Annotated in this window: 4 protein-coding genes; all 4 read left to right on the top strand. The window is 38.0% G+C overall.

Translation table 11 applies throughout. From position 1 onward, the window contains the following. Nucleotides 1-19 precede the first annotated feature (19 nt). Nucleotides 20-1,297 (top strand): nucleotide sugar dehydrogenase, encoded by a 1,278-nt coding sequence (locus tag L1S35_RS12080; protein WP_236401036.1) that lies wholly within the window; start codon nucleotides 20-22, stop codon nucleotides 1,295-1,297. Nucleotides 1,298-1,343: 46 nt separating this feature from the next. Then, nucleotides 1,344-2,390, top strand: coding sequence for a dTDP-glucose 4,6-dehydratase (gene rfbB / locus L1S35_RS12075; RefSeq protein ID WP_236401034.1), 1,047 nt, complete (start codon nucleotides 1,344-1,346; stop codon nucleotides 2,388-2,390). A gap of 407 nt (nucleotides 2,391-2,797) precedes the next feature. Beyond that, a complete protein-coding gene (locus tag L1S35_RS12070; protein WP_236401032.1) occupies nucleotides 2,798-21,199 on the top strand; it encodes an NIDO-like domain-containing protein in 18,402 nt (6,133 codons plus the stop codon). Between the two features lie 436 nt (nucleotides 21,200-21,635). Next, nucleotides 21,636-26,809: beta strand repeat-containing protein (locus tag L1S35_RS12065; RefSeq protein WP_236401030.1), on the top strand; the 5,174-nt coding region annotated here is incomplete at its 3' end.

Genomic DNA, 26,809 nt, shown 5'->3' with positions numbered 1-26,809 from the left:
AATTAGTTAAATAAGTCACATGAATATTAAAATTGCCGTTATTGGATTGGGATATGTTGGTTTACCACTGGCGAGATTATTTGCTACCAAATATCCGGTTGTTGGATTTGACATTAATACCAATAGGATTCAAGAATTAAATGCAGGTGTCGATTCGACTTTGGAGATTGATTCGGAAACCTTGAATAATGTACTTGTTTCATCGCTAACTGACTCAAATGGTTTGTTATGCAGTAGCGCTTTAGAAGATATAACAACCTGCAATTATTATATAGTAACGGTTCCAACTCCGGTTGATAAAAATAATCGTCCCGATTTGACTCCGCTATATAAATCGAGTGAAACTGTTGGAAAAGTATTGAAAAAAGGAGATATTGTAATTTATGAATCTACTGTTTATCCCGGAGTGACCGAAGACGAATGTATTCCTGTTTTGGAAAAAGTGAGCGGTTTGAAATTCAATGTTGATTTCTTTGCAGGTTATTCTCCTGAAAGAATCAATCCGGGAGATAAAGAACACACAGTTGAAAAGATTTTAAAAGTAACTTCAGGTTCTACTCCCGAAATAGGTCAAAAAGTAAATGACTTATATAAATCAGTTATTACAGCAGGAACGCATTTAGCGCCTTCAATTAAAGTCGCCGAAGCTGCTAAAGTTATCGAGAATTCACAACGAGACATCAATATTGCTTTCGTAAACGAATTGGCTAAGATTTTTAATTTATTAGAAATAGATACACATGCCGTATTAGAAGCTGCAGGAACCAAATGGAATTTTTTGCCATTCAAACCGGGATTAGTTGGTGGACATTGCATAGGTGTTGATCCATATTATTTGGCGCAAAAAGCACAGGAAAAAGGATATCATCCCGAAATTATTTTGGCAGGAAGACGATTGAATGATAGTATGGGCGAATATGTAGCTTCTCAAGTTGTGAAGCTAATGATTAAGAAAGGTATAGCCATAAATGGTGCCGGATTATTAATGTTGGGCATCACTTTTAAAGAAAATTGTCCCGATGTTCGAAACACAAAAATTGTAGATGTAGTTCATGCTTTGCAGGATTACGGAATCGAAGTTACCATTTTTGATCCTTGGGCAAAACCAGCAGAGGTACAACATGAATATAGATTAACAACTACCGACAAATTGCCATCAGCTACTTTTGATGCTATCGTTTTAGGAGTTGCACATAATGAATTTAAAGCGATTGATTTATCTAAATTAAAAAAATCAAACGGGGTTTTATTCGATGTCAAAGGAATTTTAAACGAAAAAGCTGACGGAAGGTTGTGATAATTAGGAATTTAGATTTAGGAATAAGGAATTAAAGACAAGAAAAATGAAAAAGATTTTAATTACAGGTGGAGCAGGATTTATTGGTTCTCATGTAGTGAGACGATTTGTTACTAAATATCCCAATTATCAAATTTTTAATTTGGATGCTTTGACCTATGCAGGCAATCTGGAAAATATTGCAGATATCGACAAATCACCCAATTATACTTTTGTAAAAGGCGATATAGTCGATGCCGATTTTATCACTGATTTATTTCAAAAGCATCAATTTGATGGGGTTTTGCATTTGGCAGCTGAGTCACATGTTGACCGATCTATTACCGATCCATTGGCATTTGTGAAAACCAATGTTATTGGAACGATGAACCTGTTGAATGCTGCAAAAATGATCTGGGCAAACAACTTTGAAGGCAAGCGATTTTATCATATTTCTACCGATGAGGTTTATGGTTCTTTAGGTGCCGAAGGCTTGTTTACCGAAACTACACCTTATGATCCTAATTCACCTTATTCTGCTTCGAAAGCAAGCTCAGACCATTTTGTAAGAGCTTATGGTGAGACATACGGATTGCCTTATGTGATTACAAACTGTTCCAATAATTATGGCCCAAATCATTTTCCTGAAAAGTTAGTCCCTTTGTTTATTCATAATATTATCAATAACAAACCGTTACCGGTTTATGGTGATGGGAAATACACTCGTGATTGGTTGTTTGTTATTGACCACGCAATAGCTATTGATTTAGTTTTCCATGAAGGGAAGAATCACGAGACCTATAACATTGGAGGCTTCAACGAATGGCAAAATATTGATTTGGTTAAATTACTGTGTAGACAAATGGATGCCAAATTAGGTAGGGTAGCAGGCGAGTCTGAAAAGTTGATTACTTATGTAAAAGACCGACCGGGGCATGACTTACGTTATGCTATTGATGCTTCTAAAATAAACAAAGAACTCGGTTGGAAACCTTCAGTGACTTTTGAGCAAGGTTTAGAAAAAACTATTGATTGGTACTTATCCAATGAAGATTGGTTGCAGCATGTTACTTCGGGTGCTTATCAGGAGTATTATCAGAAGCAGTATTCTTAAATTATCAGTTTTCTGTTATCAGTTTTTATAAAAAGACTTTCAAGTAATTGAGGGTCTTTTTTCTATTTGTCACAGATGTGAATATTTCATTTTTTTCAACAGAAATCGCAATGTCTGACGTGTTTACCTAACAATTCTTCAAAAAAAGCCTACGTAATCCTATGTTTATTAGATAATTGTGTTTGATTTTCTGAAAAATGCATTGCTTTTTTCATAATAAAATAATTGATATTGATAAACCGAAAGTCTTTTTTTAAGATTTCTTTAAGAAATTAATAATAAATAGTCATTACGTGTGAAAAAATGATAAAAATATGAAAAGGCAATAAAATTTAATATTCGTTATAGTTATTATTTGAAAAAGTCATCCTATTTTGCCAGGCTAAAGTCAATCCAATTTTTAGATTATGATGAATCATTACACCACTTCGATTATTAGTAAAGCAGTTGCCATTACTAACAGCAATTTAAAAACAAAAAATACAAAAAGTTCAAATACCATAAAGTCCTCATGGATGGTTGGTGTGTTGCTTATGGTTTTTGGAGTAATTAATGTTAATGCACAGGTAGGTTTAACTGCAACGGCAGGAACAGCTACAGGTTCTTTTACAACATTAGGAGCAGCATTTACTGCAATTAATGCCGGAACACATAGGGGAGATATTGTAATTTCCATTAGTGCAAATACAACAGAGACTGCAGCTTGTGTTTTAAATAGCTCTGGAGCGGGCTCAGCTGTTTATACGTCAATAAATATACGCCCAACTACAGACGGAGTAACTATTTCGGGACCAACTGTAACAGGGCGTGGTTTGATAGAGCTTAATGGAGCAGATAATGTTACTATAGACGGTGATAATCCAAATACAGGAGGTACAAATCGAAATTTAACTATAACCAATACGGCTGCGACCACAGTTACTTATACATCTGTAATTCGTATTGCGTTATCAACTTTGATAACGAGTGCAGACAATGTTATTGTTAGAAACTGTATTATTAATGGTAATGCAACAGCTCAAATTACAAGTAGTAATACTTCGGCAACTACTGGTTCTGTAGGTTCATCTCACGGGATTCTACTTTCGGGGGGAGCTAGTACGGCGGCTGTAACCACTGCGCCTTCGGCAATTTCAAGTAATTCAACTACAACAGGTAGTACTGTGACTGCTTTGAATTTTACTGCCACAAACAATCAAATTTCTGCTTGTGGGAAAGGTATTTATATTACCGGTTCAGCAACTACAGTTATTCCAACTCTTACCATTAGTAACAATACAATAGGGAATGCAACAGCTGGTGCAACAACCGGTGTGGCTTGGAGGGGTATTTCTGCTCAAGGTTTTGGAGGTGGAACCATTAGTGGTAACACTATTTATGTAGAAAGTTGGATTGGATCTACAACTGCACCATTTACTTCTATTGTAGGGATTGATTTAGGGGTTATTAGTTCAAGTGGAACCAATATGGTTGTTGAGAAAAATACAATAGGTAGAGTGTATCAAAATAATACAGGTGGTTATGGTGCAATTGGGATTACACTTGATGCTGGAAATGCAAATACCGTTAGGAATAATTTCATATATAATGTTAAGAATATTGGTTCTTCAAGTTTTAGCACAACATATGGAGCACAAGGTATTAGAATCAATACAGGTTTAAATCATAAAATATATCACAATACTGTAAGTTTGACAGGTTCCGATGCAGGAACTGCAAATTTGCAAACTTGTTTATCAATTTCTGGAACAGGACTTACAGGTATTGATGTTAGAAATAACATTTTCTCAAATACAATGACTTCTTCCAGTACATCAAGTGCTTTTACTTGTTTGTATTTGCCAAGTGGAGGAACTTCCACCATGAATCTTATTTTGAATAATAATGCTTACTATACGGGAAGTACTGCTAATTTAAGTGCAATAGCTCAAGTTGGGACTACTTTTGGCACAGGTGTTTACACAGTAGCTAATTTCAACCCGGCTGCTACAACAGGTTCAACTAATTTACGTACTTATACCAGTACTTTGTTAGCGGCAAATACTAACAATGATAATGCCTCAAAAGGTTTTACTACTGCAGCACCATTTAATAGCGCTACTAATTTACATATAAATACAGGGGTTTCAATTACACCATTAGAGTCGACAGGAGTTAGTACAGCTACAACAGGTGTAACAACAGATTTTGATGGAGATGCGCGTCCGGGGCCATCGGGTTCTGTAAATGGAGGAGCTTCTGCTCCCGATTTAGGAGCTGATGAGTTTGATGGTGTGCCACTTAATAACATGGCCTATAGCTCATCAACCACAGAACAGCCAACTACTACCAATGTTGCTGCAGGATCAAATAATAATTCGGTTATTCGTGTTAAAGTGGTTACTACGGGTTCAACAAGCCCTTTGTCTTTAACCAGTTTGACTTTAAATGCAAACGGAACTACAGCAATCGCTAACATAAATGCAACAACAGCTAAGGTTTATTATACAGGTTCATCAACCACTTTTGCTACCACGACTTTATTTGGTAGTGCTACACCAACTATTGCCAGCTTTAATGTTACGGGAACTCAAGCACTTTTGGAAGGTGACAACTATTTTTGGTTAGCTTACGACGTAGTAGCCGGTTCACCAACTGGTAATGTAATTGATGGTGAATGTACCAGTATAACTGTTGGTAGTCCTCAAACACCAACGGTTACTGCACCATCAGGAAGCAGAACTATTGTAGGTACAATGTCAGGGACCTATTTGGTGGGAGCCGGTAAATCTTACCCTAACTTTACTACTATTACCAGTGCAATATCTGATTTGAATTCGCGCGGGGTTTCAGGGGCGGTAACTTTATCATTAGATACAGATTATGTTAGTACAAGTGAAACTTTTCCATTAACATTTGGAACTGTTGCCGGAGTTTCGGCAACAAACACTATAACTGTTAAACCTGCAACCGGTGCTACACCAACAATAAGTGGCTCAAATGCAACAACTATATTCGATTTATCTGCTGGCAAATATGTAACTATTGACGGTTCAAATACTGTAGGCGGTACTACTAAAAACTTAACCATTAGTAACACCAACACTTCAGGTTCTGTTTTCAGGTTTGTTAACGATGCCACAAATAATACAATAAAGAATAGTATTTTAACGGGGGTGTCAACTTCTTCAGGAAATGGTGTAATAACTTTTTCAGTGGGAGCAACTACAGGTAATGATACAAATATAATTCAGAATAATGATATTTCGGGTGGTGCAACTGCTACTGCAAACGGAATTTACAATTCGGGTTCTACATCCTCTACTGCAATTAAAAATTCTGGAATACAAATTACCGGGAACAATATTTTTAATTTTTCTGCTACAGGTATTACCGATGTTGGTGGTTCGGTAGGAACAGTCTATTCAGGAAATAACATCTATGAGGTAGCTACACAAACAACCACTTTGGCTGGTATTCTTATAAATTCTACAAGTATAGAAGGATTTACAGCAACTGCCAATAAAATTTATGACCTAAAAACTACTAGTACAGGAACTGTTTACGGAATTCAAATGGTTGATACTATTACTGGTATTGCGAGTTTACTAGCCAACAATATGATAGTGATCGATGCAACAGCACCTCTTACTGCTTATGGAATTTACGATAATACTAATACTAGTGAAATCTTTAATATTTATCACAATAGTGTATCCTTGTCAGGCTCAGTATCTGGGTTGAGTAACTCTTATGCCTATTACAGAAATCAGGCAAGTACAAGTGATCTTAAAAACAACATCTTCTCTAATACCAGAGCAGGTGGTACAGGAAAGCATTATGCTATAAGAACAATTGCCAGTGTTGGAGCTCTAACTTCAAATTATAACGCTTTTTATATTGGTGGAGGAACAGGAAATACAATTTTAGGGAATAATGTTACTAGCGACACAGCAGATCTTGCTGCTTGGAGAACAGCTACCTCAAAAGATGCTAATTCTGTATTTGGAAATCCACAATTTATTTCGGCAACAGATCTTCATATTAACACGTCAATTCCAACTCAAGTTGAGTCGAAAGGAACTCCAATTGCTGGAGTTACAACTGACTTTGATGGAGATACAAGAAATGCTACTACACCTGATATTGGTGCAGATGAAGGAACCTTTACGCCTCCGGCGACTAACGATATCGCAGCTACCGCTTTTTCAAACCCTGCTAATGGCGGAACAAATACAGTTGGTGTTGCGTTTTCACCACAGGCAACTTTCACTAATATAGGTTCAGCAGATCAGACAAATATACCTGTTCGTTATAGAATAGTTGGTCCGTCACCGGCTGTTACCGAAGTTTATAATAGCACAAAAACTATTGCAAGTTTAGCTTCAGGAATTACAAGTTCAGCTGTTAGTTTCGATTCTCCTCAGGCTACTATTGCTGCTACAGGTACTTATACTATTTATGCTAAAGCTGAAAATCCTGGAGATGCACTGTCAACCAATGATGAAATAAGCGGTACGATTACAGTAACAGATCCTTATACTTCATCAACTACAACACAAACCGATGTAAGTTCGCTTGGTGCAAATACACAAAACAAACAAATTATAGGAGTACAAGTTGTTACAGGTGCTGCTTCCGGTTTAGTAACATCTTTTACCTTTAATACTAACGGTTCTACTAATGCAAATAATGATATTAGTAATGCTAAAGTATTTTATACAACTAACAGTAGTACTTTTGCAACCGGAACACAATTTGGTTCTACTTCAGTTTCTCCAAACGGTACTTTCACTATAACAGGTTCTCAGACATTAGCTAGTGCAGGGACTTATTATTTTTGGTTGACTTATGATGTGTCATCTAATGCAATAGGTGGTAATGTGCTTGATGCTGAATGTACGAGTATAACGGTTAATGGTATAACTCGTACACCAACTGTAACGATACCAAGTGGTAGCCGATCTATTGTTGGCCCAATGGCAGGACCCTATACAATTGGTGCTTCAGGTGCTAATTACATTACATTAACAGGTGCAAACGGGGCTTTAGCTGATTTATCACTTCGTGGTGTTAGCGCTCCGGTATCATTTGTATTGCAATCAGATTACGCTTCTGCTGGCGAGACTTACCCTATTAATATACCGGGGAATGTACCAGGTGTTTCTTCTACCAATACGGTTACCCTTATGCCGGCAACTGGTGTTACAGCAACTATTACAGGGGCAGGAACATCAATTTTCAATCTTAATGGAACTCAGAATTTTATAATTGACGGACGTCAAAATGGAACAGGTTCAACTAATTCGTTGACTGTTACCAATACAAATACTACAGGAACTGCTATCACCTTTATTAATGAAGCTTCTAATAATACTGTAAAGTATACTAATTTAAAAAGTGATAATACTTCTACCACCAGTGGTGTAGTATTGTTTAGTACTACAACTGGAGCGAACGGTAATGATGGTAATACCATTACTAATTGTAATATAGGACCGAATATCGCCAGCCCAACTAATGGGGTTTATTCAGTAGGTACTACTACAACAGCAGCTACAAATAATAGCGGCAATACAATTTCAAATAATAATATTTTTGATTATTTCAATGCTACTGCTGATTGTAACGGAGTCTTTTTAGGTGCCGGTAATACAGATTGGATTATTAGTGGAAATAGTTTTTACCAAACGGCTACCAGAACGTTTACAACATCAGGTTCTGTTTTCCACGGAATTCAAGTTACCAACTCATCCGGAAATAATTTTGCAGTTACAGGAAATTATGTTGGAGGTTCTCAGGCATCATGTGCTGGTAGTCCTTTAACAATTGCAGGTAATGGAGTTATTAGATTGTTGAGATTAACCGTTGGAACTACAACTCCAACTTCAGTACAAGGAAATACTATTCAAAATATTTCGTTTACTTCTTCTAGTACAAGTACAGCTCAATCATTAATTGGTGCTGTAACGGGTTCGTTTAACATTGGAAATGTGACAGGAAACATATTAGGAAGTCAATCAACGACAGGAAGTATTACTATTTCTATTTCAGGTTCAGCTGCTATTTTCTCATCGATTTTGGCAGGTACGGGTACTCCGGGAGCATTAAATATTTCTAATAATACTATTGGCGGTATTTCAGTTTCTAATACAGGTTCTCCGACTACAGGCACAAGTGTTAGAGGTATTGGAGTTCAAAGTACTCCAACTTCTTTGACAGTATCTAACAATACAATTGGTAGTACTACAACAGCTAATAGTCTTACTAGTTCAACTACTAGTAGTTTATTAGGTATATTTTTGTCAACAACCAATACTGGCAGTGTAGTTAGCAATAATACTATTGCCAACTTAAGCAGTACAAGTACCAGTTCATCTGCCACAGTGCTAGGAATATCAACACCAGGAAGTACAGGAGGATCATTTTCAATTACAGGAAATACAGTTAGAAATTTAACTTCATCATCTACCAATGTAGGTACAGGTTCAGCAGCTTCTATCATAGGTATTTCTCTGACAGCGGCTACTACAGCCGGTCAAACGGTATCTCAAAATACGGTTTATGGTCTGTCAAGTACAGATACTACTCTTGCTTCGGCAGTGACAGGTATTTATTATGCAGGACCAACAAGTGGTACCAATTTAATTGAAAGAAACTTAATATATTCATTGGTTGTAGCTTCGAGCAGTCCTTCTGCTACTATTAGAGGAATCCAATTTAACAGCGGTTTGGCCAATGTGCAAAACAATATGATTCGCTTAGGACAGACTGTTGCCAATGGGAATACTATTGTAGGTTTATATGAAGTTGGTAGTAGTGCAAACAGTGGTATCTATTTTAATAGCATATATATTGGTGGGTCAGGTGTTGGTATCCAAACCGGAAATACTTTTGCTTTCCAGACTGACCAAACAACGAATACCCGTACTTTCCAAAATAATATTTTTGTAAATGCCCGTTCTAATGCATCAACAGGTGGAAAACACTATGCTGTAAGAATTGCTGGTACTACGGCTAATCCTGCCGGATTGACACTTAATTATAACGATTATCTTGTAACAGGAACTGGTGGTGTGTTTGGATTGTTCAACTCTATAGACAGAGTGGACTTTGCAGCTTGGAAATTGGCTACCGGACAGGATGCAAACAGTATAAATGCTGATCCTCAGTTTATTGATGCTACCGGAACTACACCTAATTTACATATTAGTACAACACTTTCATCTCCAATTGAGTCTGCAGGATTAGCTGTGGCAGCTGTTACTAATGATTACGATGGTCAAACCCGATCAGGATTATCACCTACAGATATTGGTGCTGATGCAGGTGATTTTGCTTCTTTAGATTTAGTTCCTCCAACCATTACTTATACTCCTTTGGCTAACTTTTGTGGTTCAGGAACAAGAGTATTATCGGCAACAATTACTGATCTTAGCGGAGTTCCAACTTCGGGAGCAGGTTTGCCTGTTTTGTATTGGAAGATAGGAGCAGGTGCTTATGCTGCTAGTACAGGTACTCATATTTCAGGTAACCAATATGACTTTACTATTGGTACAGGTTCTTTAGCTAATGATGTAATTTCTTATTATATAGTGGCTCAGGATAATGTTGCTACACCAAACGTTTCGGTTTCACCTTCAGTTGGAGCAGCAGGCTTGACAGCTAATCCGCCGTCAGCAGCAACACCACCAACCACGCCAAGTACTTATACTAATTTGCCTGCTTTAGGAGGCACATACACTGTTGGGTCTGGAGGGAATTATGCAACTTTAACAGCTGCAGTTACGGCTTATAACAACTCTTGCTTAACAGGTGCTGTAGTATTCACTTTAACTGATGCTGCTTATGGATCTGAAACATTCCCAATTACAATTAATGCAAATGCAACTGCAAATGCAACTAATACATTAACTATAAAACCAATTAGTGGTGTTACACCAACTATTTCAGGAAGCTTAGCTTCTGGTGCTCTTATCAAATTAAATGGTGCCGATTATGTAACCATTGATGGTAGTAACATCAACGGTGGTACAGATAGAAGTTTAACCATAACAAATTCCGCTACAACTGCACCATCAGTAATTTGGTTAGCGAGTCAAGGTACAGGAGCCGGTGCAATTAATAATACTATTAAAAATTGTAATTTAAGTACAGGTGTTCAAACATCATTAGGTTATGGTATTTGTATAGGTGGTTCAACGCTACCATCACAAGGTGCCGATAATGATAACGTTACTATCCAAAATAATAATATTACTGCTTGTGGTGTTGGTATTTATGCTAATGGTACTGCTTCAGTAAGTTCAGGAGGAAATGATAATTTAGCAATAACAAGAAATACAATAGATTATAATGGTTCACTTTCTTCTGTTGTAGGTATACAAGTTGGTAATGGACTTGTTAGTACTATTGACCAAAACTCAATAACGGAGCAAACATCTGCAGGAACAACACCTGTTGGTATTTCGATTGAATCAGGATTTGTTTCTTCTTCAATTGTAAGAAATACTATTTCTAAGGTTAACGTAACTGCATCAAATGGTTGGGGTGGACGTGGTATCACTGTTGGAACAGGTACTGCAACCAGTGCCTTGACCATAGCTAACAACTTTATTAGTGGCGTAACTGGTTCTAACTATACATCATTTGGCAGTTCTTCCGCATTAGGTATAGGTATTGGTATGGTAGGAGGGTCTAGTACTCTATCAACAACTACTGGAGGTGTTAATTTATACTATAATACTATTTATCTTTCTGGCAGCCATAGTTATTCTAGCGCCACAATAACTGCAGGTTTATATGTTGGAAGTGGTGCTACTACTTTAGATATTAGAAATAATATTTTTGCCAATTCATTAAACAATGCAGGAACTTCAGGTTCTAAAAACTATGGTATTTATAGTGCAGCAGCAAATACTGCATTTACAAATATTAACTATAATGACTATCATGGTGTGTCATCATCTAATTCTACATTTATTGTAGGTTACTTGGGATCAGACCGTTCCGATATAGTAGCCTGGAGAACTGCCAGTGCACAAGATGCGCAATCTTTTAGTCAAAATCCACAGTTCTTATCGACTTCAGATCTCCATATCAATACTAGTGTAGCAACATTTGTTGAGGCAGCAGGTACACCAATTGCCGGAATTACTAATGATATTGATGGTGATACACGAAATGCTTCTACACCAGATGTTGGAGCAGATGAAGGAATCTTTATTGCACCGGTTAATAATGATATAGCAGCAACTGCTTTTATAAACCCTGCTACTGCCAGTTCAAAAACGGTAGGAGTTGCATTTGCACCTCAGGCTTCTTTCACTAATCCTGGTATTAATACTCAGACAAATGTACCAGTGCGTTATAGAATAGTAAACTCCAGTTTAGTGGAGGTGTATAATAATACCGCGACGATTGCTTCTATTGCCAATGGAGTTACAACTACAGTAACATTCCCATCAGGAACAGTTGCTGTTGCAGGATCTTATACTATTTACGCTAAGGCCGAACTGGTAGGAGATTCAATGTCAGCAAATGACGAAATAAGCGGAACTTTAACTATTACTGACCCTTTTACTTCTTCAACTACAACTCAAAATACCAATAGTGTTACTACTAATACTACCAATCAACAGGTTATAGGAATACAAGTAGTAACATCAGCAGCAACAGCTACTGTTACATCAATTGATTTTAACACAACAGGAACTAGTGCTCCTTTAACCGACATTACAAATGCAAAAATTTTCTACACTGGAACTTCGAGTACTTTCTCTGCTGTAGGACAGTTTGGTGGTAGTGGAGCTACAGTAGCATCTCCAAATGGTAGTCATACAGTAACAGGAACTCAGGCTTTAGCTTTGGGGACAAATTATTTCTGGTTGACCTATGACGTGACAGGAGGTGCAACTAACGGAAATGTACTTGATGCAGAATGCACTGGTTTAACAGTAAACGGAATTGTTCGTACGCCATCAATTACTGCTCCAACCGGAGTTAGAAATATTGTTGCTCCAATGTCAGGTACTTATTTAATTGGTGCTTCACAAACATTCCCTAACTTCACCACATTAACAGCTGCTAATTTTGATTTGAGCTTCCGTGGTGTAAGTGGTGCTGTTCTTTTAGAATTGCAAAGTGATTATTCGGGAACAGAAACATTACCAATTGCAATGGGTGCTGTAGCAGGAGTAAGTGCTACAAACACTGTTACAATTAAGCCAGGTGCAGGAGTTACTAAGACTATTAGTGGAAGTAATGCAACTGCAATATTTAACTTGAACGGAGCACAATATGTAACTATTGATGGTTCTAATACGGTTGGTGGTACAACTAAAAATCTAACTATTGGTAATACTAATACCTCAGGAACTGTAGTTACATTCATTAATGATGCTTCTAACAATACTATAAAAAATACAGTATTGAATGGAGTAGGTACCGCAACCACATCCGGAGTTGTCCTTTTAAGTTCAGGTACAACTAACGGTAATGATAATAATATCATCCAAAACAATGATATATCAGGAGGAGCTACTGCTACTGGAATTGGTGTAAATAACAATAGTTCAACAACGACTACTGCGATTAAAAATTCAGGAAATATTATTTCTAATAATAATATTTTTAATTTTTCTATCGCTGGTATTAGAGAAAGTAGTGGAGCAGGAACAGTATATTCAGGAAATAAAATCTATGAGGTCACAACGCAATCTACAGCACTTACAGGTATTATTGTTCGAACAGCAACACAAGAAGGATTTACTTTCTCAGGAAATAAAATTTATGATTTAAAAACGACTTCCACAGGATCCGTATACGGTATAGATTTGGTTAATATGCAAACTGCGACTACTGGTATTATAACCAATAATATGATTTCGCTTGATGCTCCTACTGCGCTAACTGTATATGGTATTTTTGATGAAGCAGGTACGGGAAGACTATTTGATATTTATTATAATACAGTATCTATTACAGGAACAGTTACGGGTTCTAGTAACTCAGCAGCTTATTATTATAGTATAGCTTCTACAACAAACTTTAAGAACAATATTATAAGCAATACCAGAACTGGTGGAACAGGGAAACATTATGCTTACAGAACGATAGCATCATTAACTTCCTTGACTTCTGATTATAATGATATTTATGCCAGTGGAGGAACAGCAAATGTCTTAGCTAGTAATGCCACCGACCAAGCTACTCTTTCTGCTTGGCAATCTGCTACAGGAAAAGATTCAAACTCTTTGAGTACATTGCCAATTTTTACCTCTACAACTGATTTACACATTACAAATGCAAATATTACCTTAGATAACTTAGGAACGCCAATTGCAAATGTTACAGTTGATTATGATGGAGAAACCAGAAGCGCAACAACACCTGATTTAGGTGCTGATGAATTTACTATTCCGAATTGTGTAGCTGCTGTGGGTGGAACTGCATCAGGAAGTGCTACTTATTGTGCTTCAGGAACGCCTACTATTACGGCGACAGGTTTTTCCGATGGAATTGGTACAACTTACCAATGGTATTCATCAACAAATTCTGGTGATTATCCAAATGCCGGTAGCCCGGTTGTAGGACAATCTAATCCTACGGCTTTAGTTACCGGAGCTGTAAATGCTACTACTTATTATTGGTTACGAGTTACTTGTGCTACGAATTCTTCTACCGATAATTCTTCTTTGGTTACGATTACAATTAATCCGACACCAACTGCAACGCCATCAAGTAACAGCCCCGTTTGTTCAGGAACTACTTTAAATTTATCAAGTGGTGCTCCTGTTGCTAATACAACTTACAGTTGGACAGGTCCAAATAGCTTTGCTTCATCTGACCAAAATCCATCCTTTAGTGCTCTTATAGCTTCTGCAGGGACTTATTCATTAGTTGTTACAACCAATGGTTGTCCATCAGCAGCGGCTACTACGACAGTTTCAATTAATCAATCACCATCTGCAGTTACAGTTAATGCTTCTGCATCAACAGTATGTTATGGTTCAGCGGTTACTTTGAGTGCCACAGGAGGAACTCTCTCACCTCTTGTTGATAGTACAGTTTTTAGTGAGAGTTTTAATAGTGGTATTGGTACCTTTACAACTGTTAACGCTTCTTCATCTGCTTCAATTAATTGGGCACCACAAGCTAATGGTTACATTTATGGTTTAACCACATTCAGTGGTTCTACCGGTGGATTTATGATGGCGAATTCAGATGTTACAGGTGATACTAATACTACTAATACCCAATTAGTATCTCCTTCTTTCAGTACTATCGGTTATTCAAATTTAACATTGCAACTAAAGGAATATTTAAATAATACTACAACAACAGCTGCAGCTATTGAAATTTCTGATGATGATTTTAGTACTTCTACTGAGTTGAGAAATAATATTACTACTGATATTGGTTCGGCATCCACATTTGCATCAACTACAATTTCTATCCCTTCACAATTTCAAAATAAATCAAATGTTAAAATAAGATTTAGATATGTGGGTAATTATGATTGGTATTGGGCAGTTGATGAGGTTCAGCTTAAAGGCGATTTAATTGTAAATCCAACCATTACATGGTCAGCTAGCTCAGGTGTATTGTATACAGAAATTTCTCCTTCGGATGTTACATATACTAATCAGCAGGTTTCTCAGGTATATTCAAGACCTACAGTTCAAACAACTTATACTTTCACGGCTAGTAATGGTACTTGTAGTACACCGGGAAGTACAATTGTTGCGGTTAATCCTTTACCAACATTTACTGTATCTCCAATTACTATTTGTAATGGCTCTTCTGGAATACTAAGTGCTGTATCTGCAGAAAACAATTCGTATAGTTGGACAGGAGGTTTATCGGGACAATCTGTTTCGGTTAGTCCTACAGTTGATACCACTTATCAAGTTGTGGCTACAAGTAACACTACTACTCCTGCATGTTCTTCAGCTCCAGTTTCAGTACTTGTTAGTGTAAATAATCAAGGAAGTATTACGCAACAGCCTACAAATCAAATCGCCGCAACAACATTTGGCGCTACTTTCACAGTGGCAGGAACACTATCACCAGTTCCGGTTCCATATACATATCAATGGCAAATAAGAACTTCTACGACACCATCCCCTCCTGAAAATGACCCTACAGGCACATGGAGTAATGTAGTAAGTTCTTCTAATTACAGTGGTGAAACTACCAATACATTAACGATTTCTAATGCAAGCACTGCAATAAACGGCACTGTTTATAGATGTATCTTAACACCATTGTCACCTTGTGCTCCATTGGTTTCCAGTTCTGCAACATTGACTGTTACTAGTGTTGGAACTACAAATCCTCAAAATTTGTCAATTTGTTTACCAGCTTCTACTAATCCACTTCCACAATTTAATGTGGTTACTAGTGGTTCGGGAACAATACTGAGAGCTCAGTGGGAGGTAAGTACAAACAATTTTGCAACTACCACGGTTATTCCTTTATACTTAACCAATGGTAATCTTATATCTAGTGGATACACTGGTCCGAATACGACTGCTGTACCAGGCTTAACATTTGAGTTTCCATTAGTATTAGGTGTGAGAGATTATAAAACACTTATGATATCGGGCATAGACGCTACTACAGCAAACAACTATAGATTCAGAGTTAAATTTGGTGTAAGTGGTGCTAATGTTTTACCTATAGTGAGTCAATCAGCTTCATTAACTATAAACAGTCCAGTTGTTATTTCAACTGATTTGAATTCGACTCCAATAGTACGTTGTCAAGAACCGGCTTCGGTTTTACCTACTGTATTGTCAATTAGCACTACTGGGACTGTTCAAAGCGTAGTTTGGAAATATGCTACCACTGCTGGTGCTTCAGATGCCAGTTATAGTGCTGTGACTGATGGTGTTCCAGCCGGAGCGACTTATTCAAGTTCAAATCCTTCAACTGGTGTGTATCAATTGAGTGTTACCACTACATCTGCGACACCACTGGGTAATTATTACTATAAAGCTTTCTTAACAGGAGTTAGTCCATGTTCTGATAGTAAATCTGCAGAAGCGACAATTTCTGTTACCAGACCAACAGTTACTGTTCCGTCTTCAACGGCAGCATATTGTACACCTGGTCCAGCAGTTACTTTATCGGCTAGTGGTGCTTCAACGTATGCTTGGACTCCAACTACAAGTTTAAGCCCAGCAGATGGTCTTGCTGCTTCAGTTTCTGCATCTCCAAGCTCGACTACTTTATATACAGTTACTGGAACTGACGGTAATGGTTGTACCAATACTGCAACTGTTAATGTAACCACAGGAAGTTCATTAACTGCTACTGCAACCAATGCTAGTGTATTATCTTGTCCTAACACTTCTATTGCGTTAACAGGAACTGCCGTTTCAGCAGATCCAATTTACTCAATTAATACGGGAGGTTATAAGTTTAGTGCCAATAGTGGAACCTTTACACCATTAAGTGGGGGTACTGCAGCGCCTTCTATTACTACTACATCTGATGATGCCTTGTCCAATTCTATTCCAATAGGATTTAACTTCAATTATGGTGGTACTAGTTATGCTAACTTTAAAGTAAGTTCTAATGGTTTATTGACCTTTAATACTACAGGTGATTCTACAAACTCAAATGATTTAGCATCAGCTGCGAATGTTAGACCGGGTCTTGCACCACTTTGGGATGATTTACAACCTACAGCTGGCGTAACTTATCAAGTAAGTGGTTCAGTTGGAAGTAGAGTATTAACAGTTGAATGGTTAAACATGGAGTGGAATTTTCAGTCAGCAACGGCTGTAATTTCTTTCCAAGCCAAATTGTATGAAACAACCAATATTATAGAATATGTTTACAGACAAGATGCTACAGCATATAACGCTGGTTCAAGTGGTGGTGCTACGATTGGTTTAATGGGTACTTCTACTTCTAATTTTATTTCGTTGCAAAATGTTAGTGCGAGTCCAACTATCAGTACTTCTGCTTCAACAAATAACATTGCTACAAAACCTGCGACCGGTCAAGTTTATCGATTTACACCAGCTATACCAATTACGTATAGTTATGCTTGGACTTCTACTCCTAGCAGTACTATTGCAAGCGTTGCTTCGCCAACGGTTACTCCAAGTGTAGCTACTACTTATAATTTGACTGTAACCTCTTCAGAAGGTTGTTCAGCTTCAGCGTCGCCTCTTTTGGTTAACGTTCAAGCGGCACCGGCTATAACAGCGCATCCACAACCAACGACAAAATGTTCGGGAACTACCGCAACATTTAGTGTTACTGCAACCAGTACTGCTGCTATGAGTTATCAATGGTTTAGAGTGGGAACACCAGATGTGCAATTAGCTAATTCGGCAGGTGTTATTACAGGCGCAACAAGTGCAACATTAAATTTAATAGGTGTAACAACAGCAAATAACGGTGAGCAATACTATGTAAGAGTGACTAATTGTAGTACACAAACTACTACTAGTAATCCTGCAACATTAATTGTAAACCCTTTGCCAGCGGTTACTTTATCACCATCAACAGCTACTTATTGTTCGCCGGGAGGTACAGCAGTAGCATTGACTGCGGGAGGAGCAGGAACTTCTAACTATACTTATACAAATAATACGTCATTAAGTCCTACAACTGGGGCTAATGTGTCAGCAACTCCATTAACTACAACTACATATACAGTTACTGGTACTGATGTTAATGGTTGTACTAATACCGCCTCATCTACTATTACTGTAGCTCCGGCTGTATTAATGCAAAGTATAACTGCTACTCCTAGTTCAGTTTGTTCAGGCTCAAGTTCACAATTGAACGTGGTAGCCGGAACAACTGCTGCTTATACTATGACGGCTGGGACTTTTGGTTTATTAACGCCTACCGGAACAGTAACGAATACAGCTACTGGTGATGATGCATTGTTAAACACAGTGTCATTACCGTTTAATGTTTCCTTTTTTGGTGTAAACTATTCAAATATTTTGATTTATTCTAATGGGTATGCTGCTTTCCAAACAGGAGTTACCGGTTCGCCTTATGTACAGGCTATTCCAAATACCACTTCACCGGATAACTTTATAGCTATCAGTCATGATGATTTGAATGTAACTGTTGCTGGTCAGGTTAGCTACTTTACTAATGGAACAGCTCCAAACAGAATATTTGTAATTAATTACAATGGAGTTAAATATTATAATAGTGCAGCTAATAATGGAAATCTTACTGGCCAGATACAGATATTTGAAGCCGACCAGCATATAGAGATACATGTTCAAAATAGTGTCGATCCGACTTTATCAGCTAAATCGTTAGGTATTGAAAATGTTGGAGGAACATTAGGTTATGCTCCGGCATCACGTAATAACACATCTTATGATATTACTATTCCTGAAGCATGGAAATTTAATCCTTCTGGAGGTACCTTAAGCTATGCTTGGACAGAAAGTCCGACTTTGCCAACAACATTATCGGCTACTAATATTGTAAACCCTATGGCAAATGGTATTACCTCTGCTAAAACATACTCTGTTACGGTTTCGGGTGGAGGTTGTTCTGCAACAGGAGGTGTAACACCTAACGTTAACGCTTTACCAACAGCATCAATTAGTGGTAACACTTCTTTCTGTCCTGGAGGAAGTACCCTTCTTAATTCAAATGCTACTGCAGGAAGTGGTACAATTTCTACTTACCAATGGAAAGTTGGAGGCGTTAATGTTGCTTCTGCTGGAACAAGTGCCACTTATACAGCAACAGCAGCAGGAAGTTATACTGTTACTGTGACAAATAGTAATGGTTGTTCGTTTACTTCAGCTCCATATGTGGTTACAATAAATCCTTTACCAACTGTTACTGCAGCTAACGTAAGTGGTTGTACAGGAAATGCTATTGCATTATCAGGAACACCTGCAGGTGGAACATATAGTGTTGCAAATCCTTATACAGGACCGAGCACTACCTATACCTATACTTACACGGATGGAAACGGATGTACAGCTACCAGTTCATCAGCAAATATTACTGTTTCTACCAATGTAACATGGTATCCTGATGGAGATCATGATGGTTATGGTACCAATAGTGTAGGTGCAACAACTATAGTTTCATGTAATGATCCATCTTCGGTTGGTAACTACTACGCATCTAATAATATAGATTGTGTAGATAGCAACGCAGCTATTAATCCTGGCGTTGTAGAAACTAACTTTGATAGTATTGATAATAACTGTAGCGGCTCTATATTTGAAGGTCACGCACCTGTAGTTGTAGATGTTACTACCGCAAGTGGTCCTTTGGCAACTATGACGGCTACTATCAATAGCTCAACGGCTACTAATACGTCTCCGTATTCAGGAGCTCAGGTTACTTATATTTTCAAGGTTACTAAAACCAATGCACCAACTTCGGTTGCCTATGTAAGTAGTAGCACCACAAGTTTTGTATTCTCGTCAGCTTCTAATGCGGCACATTCTTCTACATATGATGTACAAGCTACGGCTATTGTTAACGGAGAAGAACAGCCATATAACGGTAATACTCAGAGCTATACTACACCTGCAGCACCAACATTGCCAAATCCGCCAACCCAGGCTGGACCGCCTAATGTTGCATGTGCTTATACAATAGCGAGAATCGATTCCTATATTTATGCTAATAACAGTACCACTTACGGTGCTAATCGCTATGAGTTTTTGATAGAGCGTATGGATAATGGAAATCCTGTTCAAACGATAAGTGTTGCTACAACAGTGCCTTATTTTAAACTGACTAATATTGCCGGTATTCCGTCAACGTTGCAGGTTACTTATGGTACTACATACAGAATCAGTGTTAGATACGGTTATGGTGCTACGAGTTTTGGTTCACAGATTTATACAGCTTATGGAACCCCATGTTTAGTATCTACACCGGCCTTGCCTGTAGCGAGTATTCCATGCGGTACGACTTTGGCTTCAGTAAATGCTTATATTTATGCCAGTGGTTATGCAGGAGGAGCGAATCAGTTTGAGTTTAAAGTTACGCGAATTTCTACGCAACAGCCGGGAGAATTACCAATAACGGTAACAGAGGAAACAGCCACGCGTAATGTTGCTAACTTTAGGTTAACGATGTTGAATCAATTATTGATTGGATTACAGAAAGAGTATTCGGTATCTGTTAGATACAGAGTTACGGCTTACGGAATGGATAACTACTCGGCGTGGAGTTCACCAACAACACCATGTTCAGTTTTCACCCCTGATTTCCCGGAGACACAGATAGTTGAAGCTCAATGTGGAGTAGAAGGTGTTCCAAGTACGGTAAATGAGTATGTTTATGCTGATGCTGTTGCTGGTGCTACCCAGTATCAATTTAGATTGTATAATTCGGTTGATTTGCCTTATACTGAAGAGAATCCATATGATTATACTGTTTATAGTCCGGGTAAATATGTGAAACTAAATCAATTCCCTGGTTTAATAGCCGGAGTCGATTATAAGATAACAGTAGTGGCACAATTGTATGGCGAGTATCCTAACATTGACCTTGCTAAGGATTGTTCAATAACAGCCCCGGCTTCAACGCCATCAGGACCTGCAAAAGTAGTTGCCGATGTATTCAAAGCTACAGCTTATCCGAATCCGTTTGCGAACAACTTTATGATTGACGTTAAAACGGAAAGTCAATCGGTAGTGAACTTGAAAGTTTATGATATGATTGGCAGATTGATAGAGCAACGTGAGGCTAGAGTATCCGATTTAGAAACAACGACAATTGGAGATCGTTATCCGAGTGGTGTATACAATGTAGTTGTATCACAGGATGAAGAGGTTCAGACAGTGCGTGTTGTTAAACGATAAAACAGGTTTCGCCTTCGTATTTATAAAAAGGACCCTCGAGCAATTGAGGGTCTTTTTTTGTTATTAGTTACTAGTTGTTGTTAATGGTTTACCGTCCGCCTGAGAATGAAAAAGTTGTTTTTAGTTTTCTGCCTTTTCCTAGTTATCGGAGAATGACAATAGTTATTTGTATTGATTTGATACTTTCTGAAATGTGTTGAGATATCTTAATCGATTTTTTATACAATCGGTTGCATTTTTTCTGCTACTTTGAGGCAATACATTTTAAAGTAAATACTGATATATTTTTAACAATAAAAGGACTAACCGCACCGATTAAATGCTAATAAAATCGATAAAATGCTTATTAACTATTGTATAACAATTAGTTAATATCTTTTTCTTGCAGTTTGCTTTTTAAGTATTAGATTTGAGACTGATAAAAAATTAATTAGTTATGAAAAGAACCTCTACTATTTTAAGATTGAGCGAGTTTGTAAATGCTACCTTTAGCTTTGACTCTTTGAAAAAAACTAAAACAACCTTACTATTATTCGCCGTCTTTTTGATGGGATGGAATATGAGTTGGGGGCAGTTAAGTATTACAGGAACAGGTTCGGGTAATACTTATACCCAAACATTTAACAGTTTTGCTGGAACTTTAGCCACTGTTCCTTCAAATTGGGCAATAGCGGGAACCGTAACCTCTTTTAGTGGTACAAACCCCATCATAACAGCAGGAACAACTACTTTTTCTAATGTATCCGGAAATAATTGGTATGCGGCTCGCCCAAATGGCTCAAGTAGTGATTATGCTATAGTAATGAAGCATTCGACGTCAGGGTCTTCAACATTAATATTTTCTATTAAGAATGATACCGGTTCCACGGTTGATGGATTTGTTATTGGTTGGAATTCTGAACAATATTCGACAGCAAATAGACCAACAACATTGAATTTTAGTTATCGTTTGGGAGCTGGTGCATACGGAACTACTGGGGTTACAGGCACAACATTGACTAATGGTACAACTGGAGCTGATGCTGTTGTTGCTGCAAATGCTGTCATATCTAATTCTAGAAGCATTACAATAACAGGAATTTCACTTGCAGCAGGTAGTACTGCAGATTTTAGATTTACAATTGCGAATGCAGGCACTTCGGGGAGTAATGTTCATATAGGAATAGATGACTTTACGTTATATGCGACAAAATGTACCTCTCAAACAATTACAGCTTTAGCCTCACCAGTTACTAAAAGTTTTGGTGAGACACATAGTATTGCTACTACGGCAAGTTCGGGATTGGCTGTAACTTATAGTTCGAGCAATAATGGTGTTGCTTCAGTAGATGGCAGTGGAAACGTTTCTATAAACGGTATTGGAGGTCCTATTACTTTAACTGCTTCTCAAGCGGGTAATGGTACTTATTGTGCGGCTACTTCAGTTACCCAATCGTTAACTGTAATCAAAGCTACGCCTACAATTAGTGTTTCTCCAACGGCAACAGCAATTACTTATGGACAAACCTTGGCATCTTCTAATTTATCAGGAGGAACTGCCAGCGTGACTGGAACTTTTACATTCACAACACCTTCAACAGTACCTGCTGCTGGGACAGCATTGTATAGTGTAACCTTTACACCGGATGATGCTACAAATTATAATACTGCCACAGGAACGGCAAGTGTTCTTGTAAATCCAAAAGCACTTACGATTACTGCTAATGATGTTACTAAGCCTGAAGGTACTACTATTACCGGTGGTTCGGGTTCTACTGCATTTACTAGTAGTGGGTTACTACCGGGAGAGACTATTGGTTCGGTAACGATTACCTATGGTAGTGGTGCTGATTCGGCTGATTCGGCAGGAAGTTATCCGGGTTCTGTAGTTGCATCAGCCGCAACAGGAGGTTCTTTTACTGCTTCAAACTATAATATTACATATTTACCTGGTACTATTACTGTTAGTGCAGGTGCTTTAATTACGGGTTCAGCTGCTACAACACCAACTTTTGTTTCAGCTACTTACGGAACTGTTTCGGGAGAAGCTAGTTTTACCATAGCAGGTAATAATATGTCCGAAGGTATTTTGGTTACACCACCTAATACTAATTTTGAAGTAAGTCTTACTTCGGGAGGAACTTTTACAGATACCGTAACTGTTGGTGGAGCAGGAAGTATTCCAAGCACAACAGTTTATATTAGATTAAAGGATACTGCTCCGGTAAATACTTATTCAGGAAATATTGCCTTAACTTCTAGTGGCGCCACAGCTGTTTCAGTTGCTATTGCTAATAGTGCTGTTTCTAAAGCTACTCCAACAATTATAACTTCTCCAACGGCAGCAACGATTACTTATGGGCAAACTTTAGCAGATGCTACTTTGAGTGGTGGTTCCGCTAGTGTTGGGGGAAATTTTGCTTTTACATCACCGGCAACTGTTCCTACTGGAGGAACAGCGCTGTATAGCGTTACTTTTACTCCAACTGATAGTAACAACTATAACAATGCTATAGGAACTGCCAGCGTTACCGTTAACCAAGCTAGTTCCAGTATAAGTGTTACCGGTTTACAAACGTTTACTTATACAGGTTCTCCACAAGGGCCTGATACTTCAAGTGTTACAGGTTCTACAGGAATCGTTACCTATACTTATTCAGGAGTAAGTCCAACAAGCTATGGACCAAGCACCACAAAACCAACAGTTGTTGGTACCTATAAAGTAGTAGCAGACGTTGCTGCTGATACTAATTATTTGGCTGCCTCATCAGTAGATTATACTTTTGATATAACAAAAGCTAATCAGGTCATTACTGGTTTGCCTTCAACAGATACTCGAATTTTTGGCGCTGCAAACTATAATTTAACAGCAACTGCGCCCGGAGGAGCTGTAACTTATTCTATTACTCCTCCTTCTTCTGTTGCCAGTGTAACATCAGGGGGTGAAGTGACTATTGGTACAGTTGGAGTAACTACAATAACTGCTTCACAAGCCGGAAATAGTAATTATAATGCGGCACCAGATGTTACACAGACATTGACTGTTACTTACCCTGTTTTAGCAGGTTGGAGTTTTTTCGGTATTCTTTCTACTGATACTCCTGCAACATATACTGCTACAACATTTAATAGTAGTTTAGTTTCAACATCAGGTGCTAATAATATTACTCGTGGTGCCGGAGCTACAGCAAGCCAGGCTGCAAATTCATTTAGAACTACAGGTTTTCAAAGTAATGGAATCGCTACAACGAATACAGACTATTTTCAAACTACATTAACTCCATCTACAGGAAATATCCTTAATATAGCTAGTATTACAGCAAATTTGGCAGGAACAGGTACTTTTGCTGCGACTCCTGGAGTTAGCTCACAGTTTGCTTACAGTTTAAACGGAACTACTTTTACCCTTATTGGTTCACCAACTATTACTATTGGAACTCCAGCTACTTTATCAATTGATGTATCAGGGGTTTCAGCTTTGCAAAATGTTCCGGCCGGTACAACCGTTACTTTTCGTTATTATGCCAGTGGACAAACTACAACAGGTGGATGGGGTTTTAATTCTCCTACTGCCGGTACCAATGGTCTTGCTTTTACGGGTTTAATTACCAAAGTTCCTCCAACGGTTACGACCAATGCTGCTACAGTTTTAAGCAGTACTTCTGCTGTTTTGAATGGTATGGTTAATGCCAATGGTAATGCTACCACTGCAAGTTTTGAATATCCAACTGCTGTTACGGCTACTACTCCGGTATCAGGAGCGGTAACAGGTACTTTAAATACTGCTACTTCAGCAACTATATCAGGACTTTCTGTTAATACACAATACATCTATAAAGCTGTAGCTTCGGGAGGGACCGGAGGAACTACAAATGGTAGTAACGTCTCTTTTTATACCTTTGCAAATACACCAACTGCGCCAGTACTAACCAATGCTACTGAGACTAGTATTGATGTTGCCATAGGCAGTGGAGATGGAAACCCATCCGGAACTTTATATGCTATTCAATTGAATGATGGAAGTTATGTTCAGCCGGGAGGTGCTACTTTAGGTTCTGCTGTATGGCAGACTGCTGCTATTTGGGGTACTACAACAGTTTCTAACTTAAATTGCGGAGCTAGCAATAGTTTCAAAGTATATGCTAAAAATGGTGATGATGTTGTTACTTCAGGAACTTCAGCTAGTTTGTCTACAACAGCTTGTACAAATCCTTCGTTACAGGCAGATCCTTTAGCAGCTTTTAACGGTGTATGTATTACTACTTCAAGTACTAATAATTTTGGTTTGTTAGGATTGAATTTAACAGGTGATGTTGCTGTCAACAGTTTGGAAGGATTCACTTTTTCAACAGATGACAGTACTTATTCTAATTCGTTAACATTAACACCTGTTGACGGAGAAATTTTAGAAACTATTTATGTGAAATTTACTCCAACATTAGTTCAGTCTTATAGTGGTTCTATCTCTATAACAGGTGGAGGGACTTCAGGAATAACTGTTGCGGTAACAGCTTCAGGAATTAATTCAGCGGTTTCTTCTATAGTGGCTGGAGCTACTTCGGGAATAACAGCTGTTAGTATTACTTTTGGAGCTACTACCTATACGCAAGGTTGTTCTACTGTTACAGCATCTGGAATTCAATATAGCACGGATAATTCTTTTAGCAGTTCTTCTGCTACTAATGGTTCATCTGTCACTATAAGTGGCTTAGCACCTAATACCTTATATAATTACAGAGCCTATGCTATTGATGGTACAGGTACAGTTACTGGTACAGCATCAACTTTTACGACTCTGGGAATTGGTGTGCCAACAGTTAGTGCTGGTAGTGACATTACTTGTAATTCATTTAAGGCTAATTGGGGAAGCGTTGCCGGTGCCACTGAGTATAGATTAGATGTGACTACTTCCACTATTCCATATGCTACAGATTTATTTTTCTCTGAATATATTGAAGGATCTTCTAATAATAAATATATAGAGATATATAATGGCACTGGATCTACAGTAAATTTATCTGATTATCAAGTTTTATTATTTACCAATGGAGCTACAAGTGCATCCAATACAGAAAATTTAACAGGAACTTTAGCCCATGGCGCTACTCTGGTTTTTAGAAATTCTGGGGCAACTCTTGTTGGTACCACTGGTTATGCTTCTTCGTCAGTTACTAATTTTAATGGAGATGATGCTATTGCCTTGAAAAAAATATCTACAGATAGTTATGTGGATATTTTTGGTAGAATTGGGAATGATCCGGGAGCAGCATGGACTTCAGCTTCAAATTCAACTGTAGATAAAACACTCACAAGAAAACCAACTGTAATTACAGGGATTACTTCAAGTCCAACAGGAACCGGTGCAAGTGCATTTACTACACTAGAGTCAGAATGGACGGTATCAGCTATAGATAATGTAACTGGATTAGGTTCTCATACGTTTACACCAGCAAGTGTTAATTCATTTGTTCCAGGTTATGAAAACAAACAAGTTATTCCAGTAGAAGGACCTAATCAATCTCAAGTGGTTACAGGTTTAACCGGTGCTACAAACTATCAATACAGAGTACGAGCAGTAAGTGCTAATAGTACTTCTGCTAGCAGTACTCCAGTAAGTGTTACAACTACTAC

The organism is Flavobacterium anseongense (assembly GCF_021608185.1).
Lineage (GTDB): Bacteria > Bacteroidota > Bacteroidia > Flavobacteriales > Flavobacteriaceae > Flavobacterium > Flavobacterium anseongense.
Note: the sequence above shows the minus strand (reverse complement) of the source record. Positions and strands in the feature narration are given on the sequence as shown.

Bases quoted from the DNA above. Each gene is read 5' to 3' on its own strand.
- L1S35_RS12070 (WP_236401032.1), top strand. From the start codon at position 2,798: ATGATGAATCATTACACCACTTCGATTATTAGTAAAGCAGTTGCCATT.
- rfbB (WP_236401034.1), top strand. From the start codon at position 1,344: ATGAAAAAGATTTTAATTACAGGTGGAGCAGGATTTATTGGTTCTCAT.
- L1S35_RS12080 (WP_236401036.1), top strand. From the start codon at position 20: ATGAATATTAAAATTGCCGTTATTGGATTGGGATATGTTGGTTTACCA.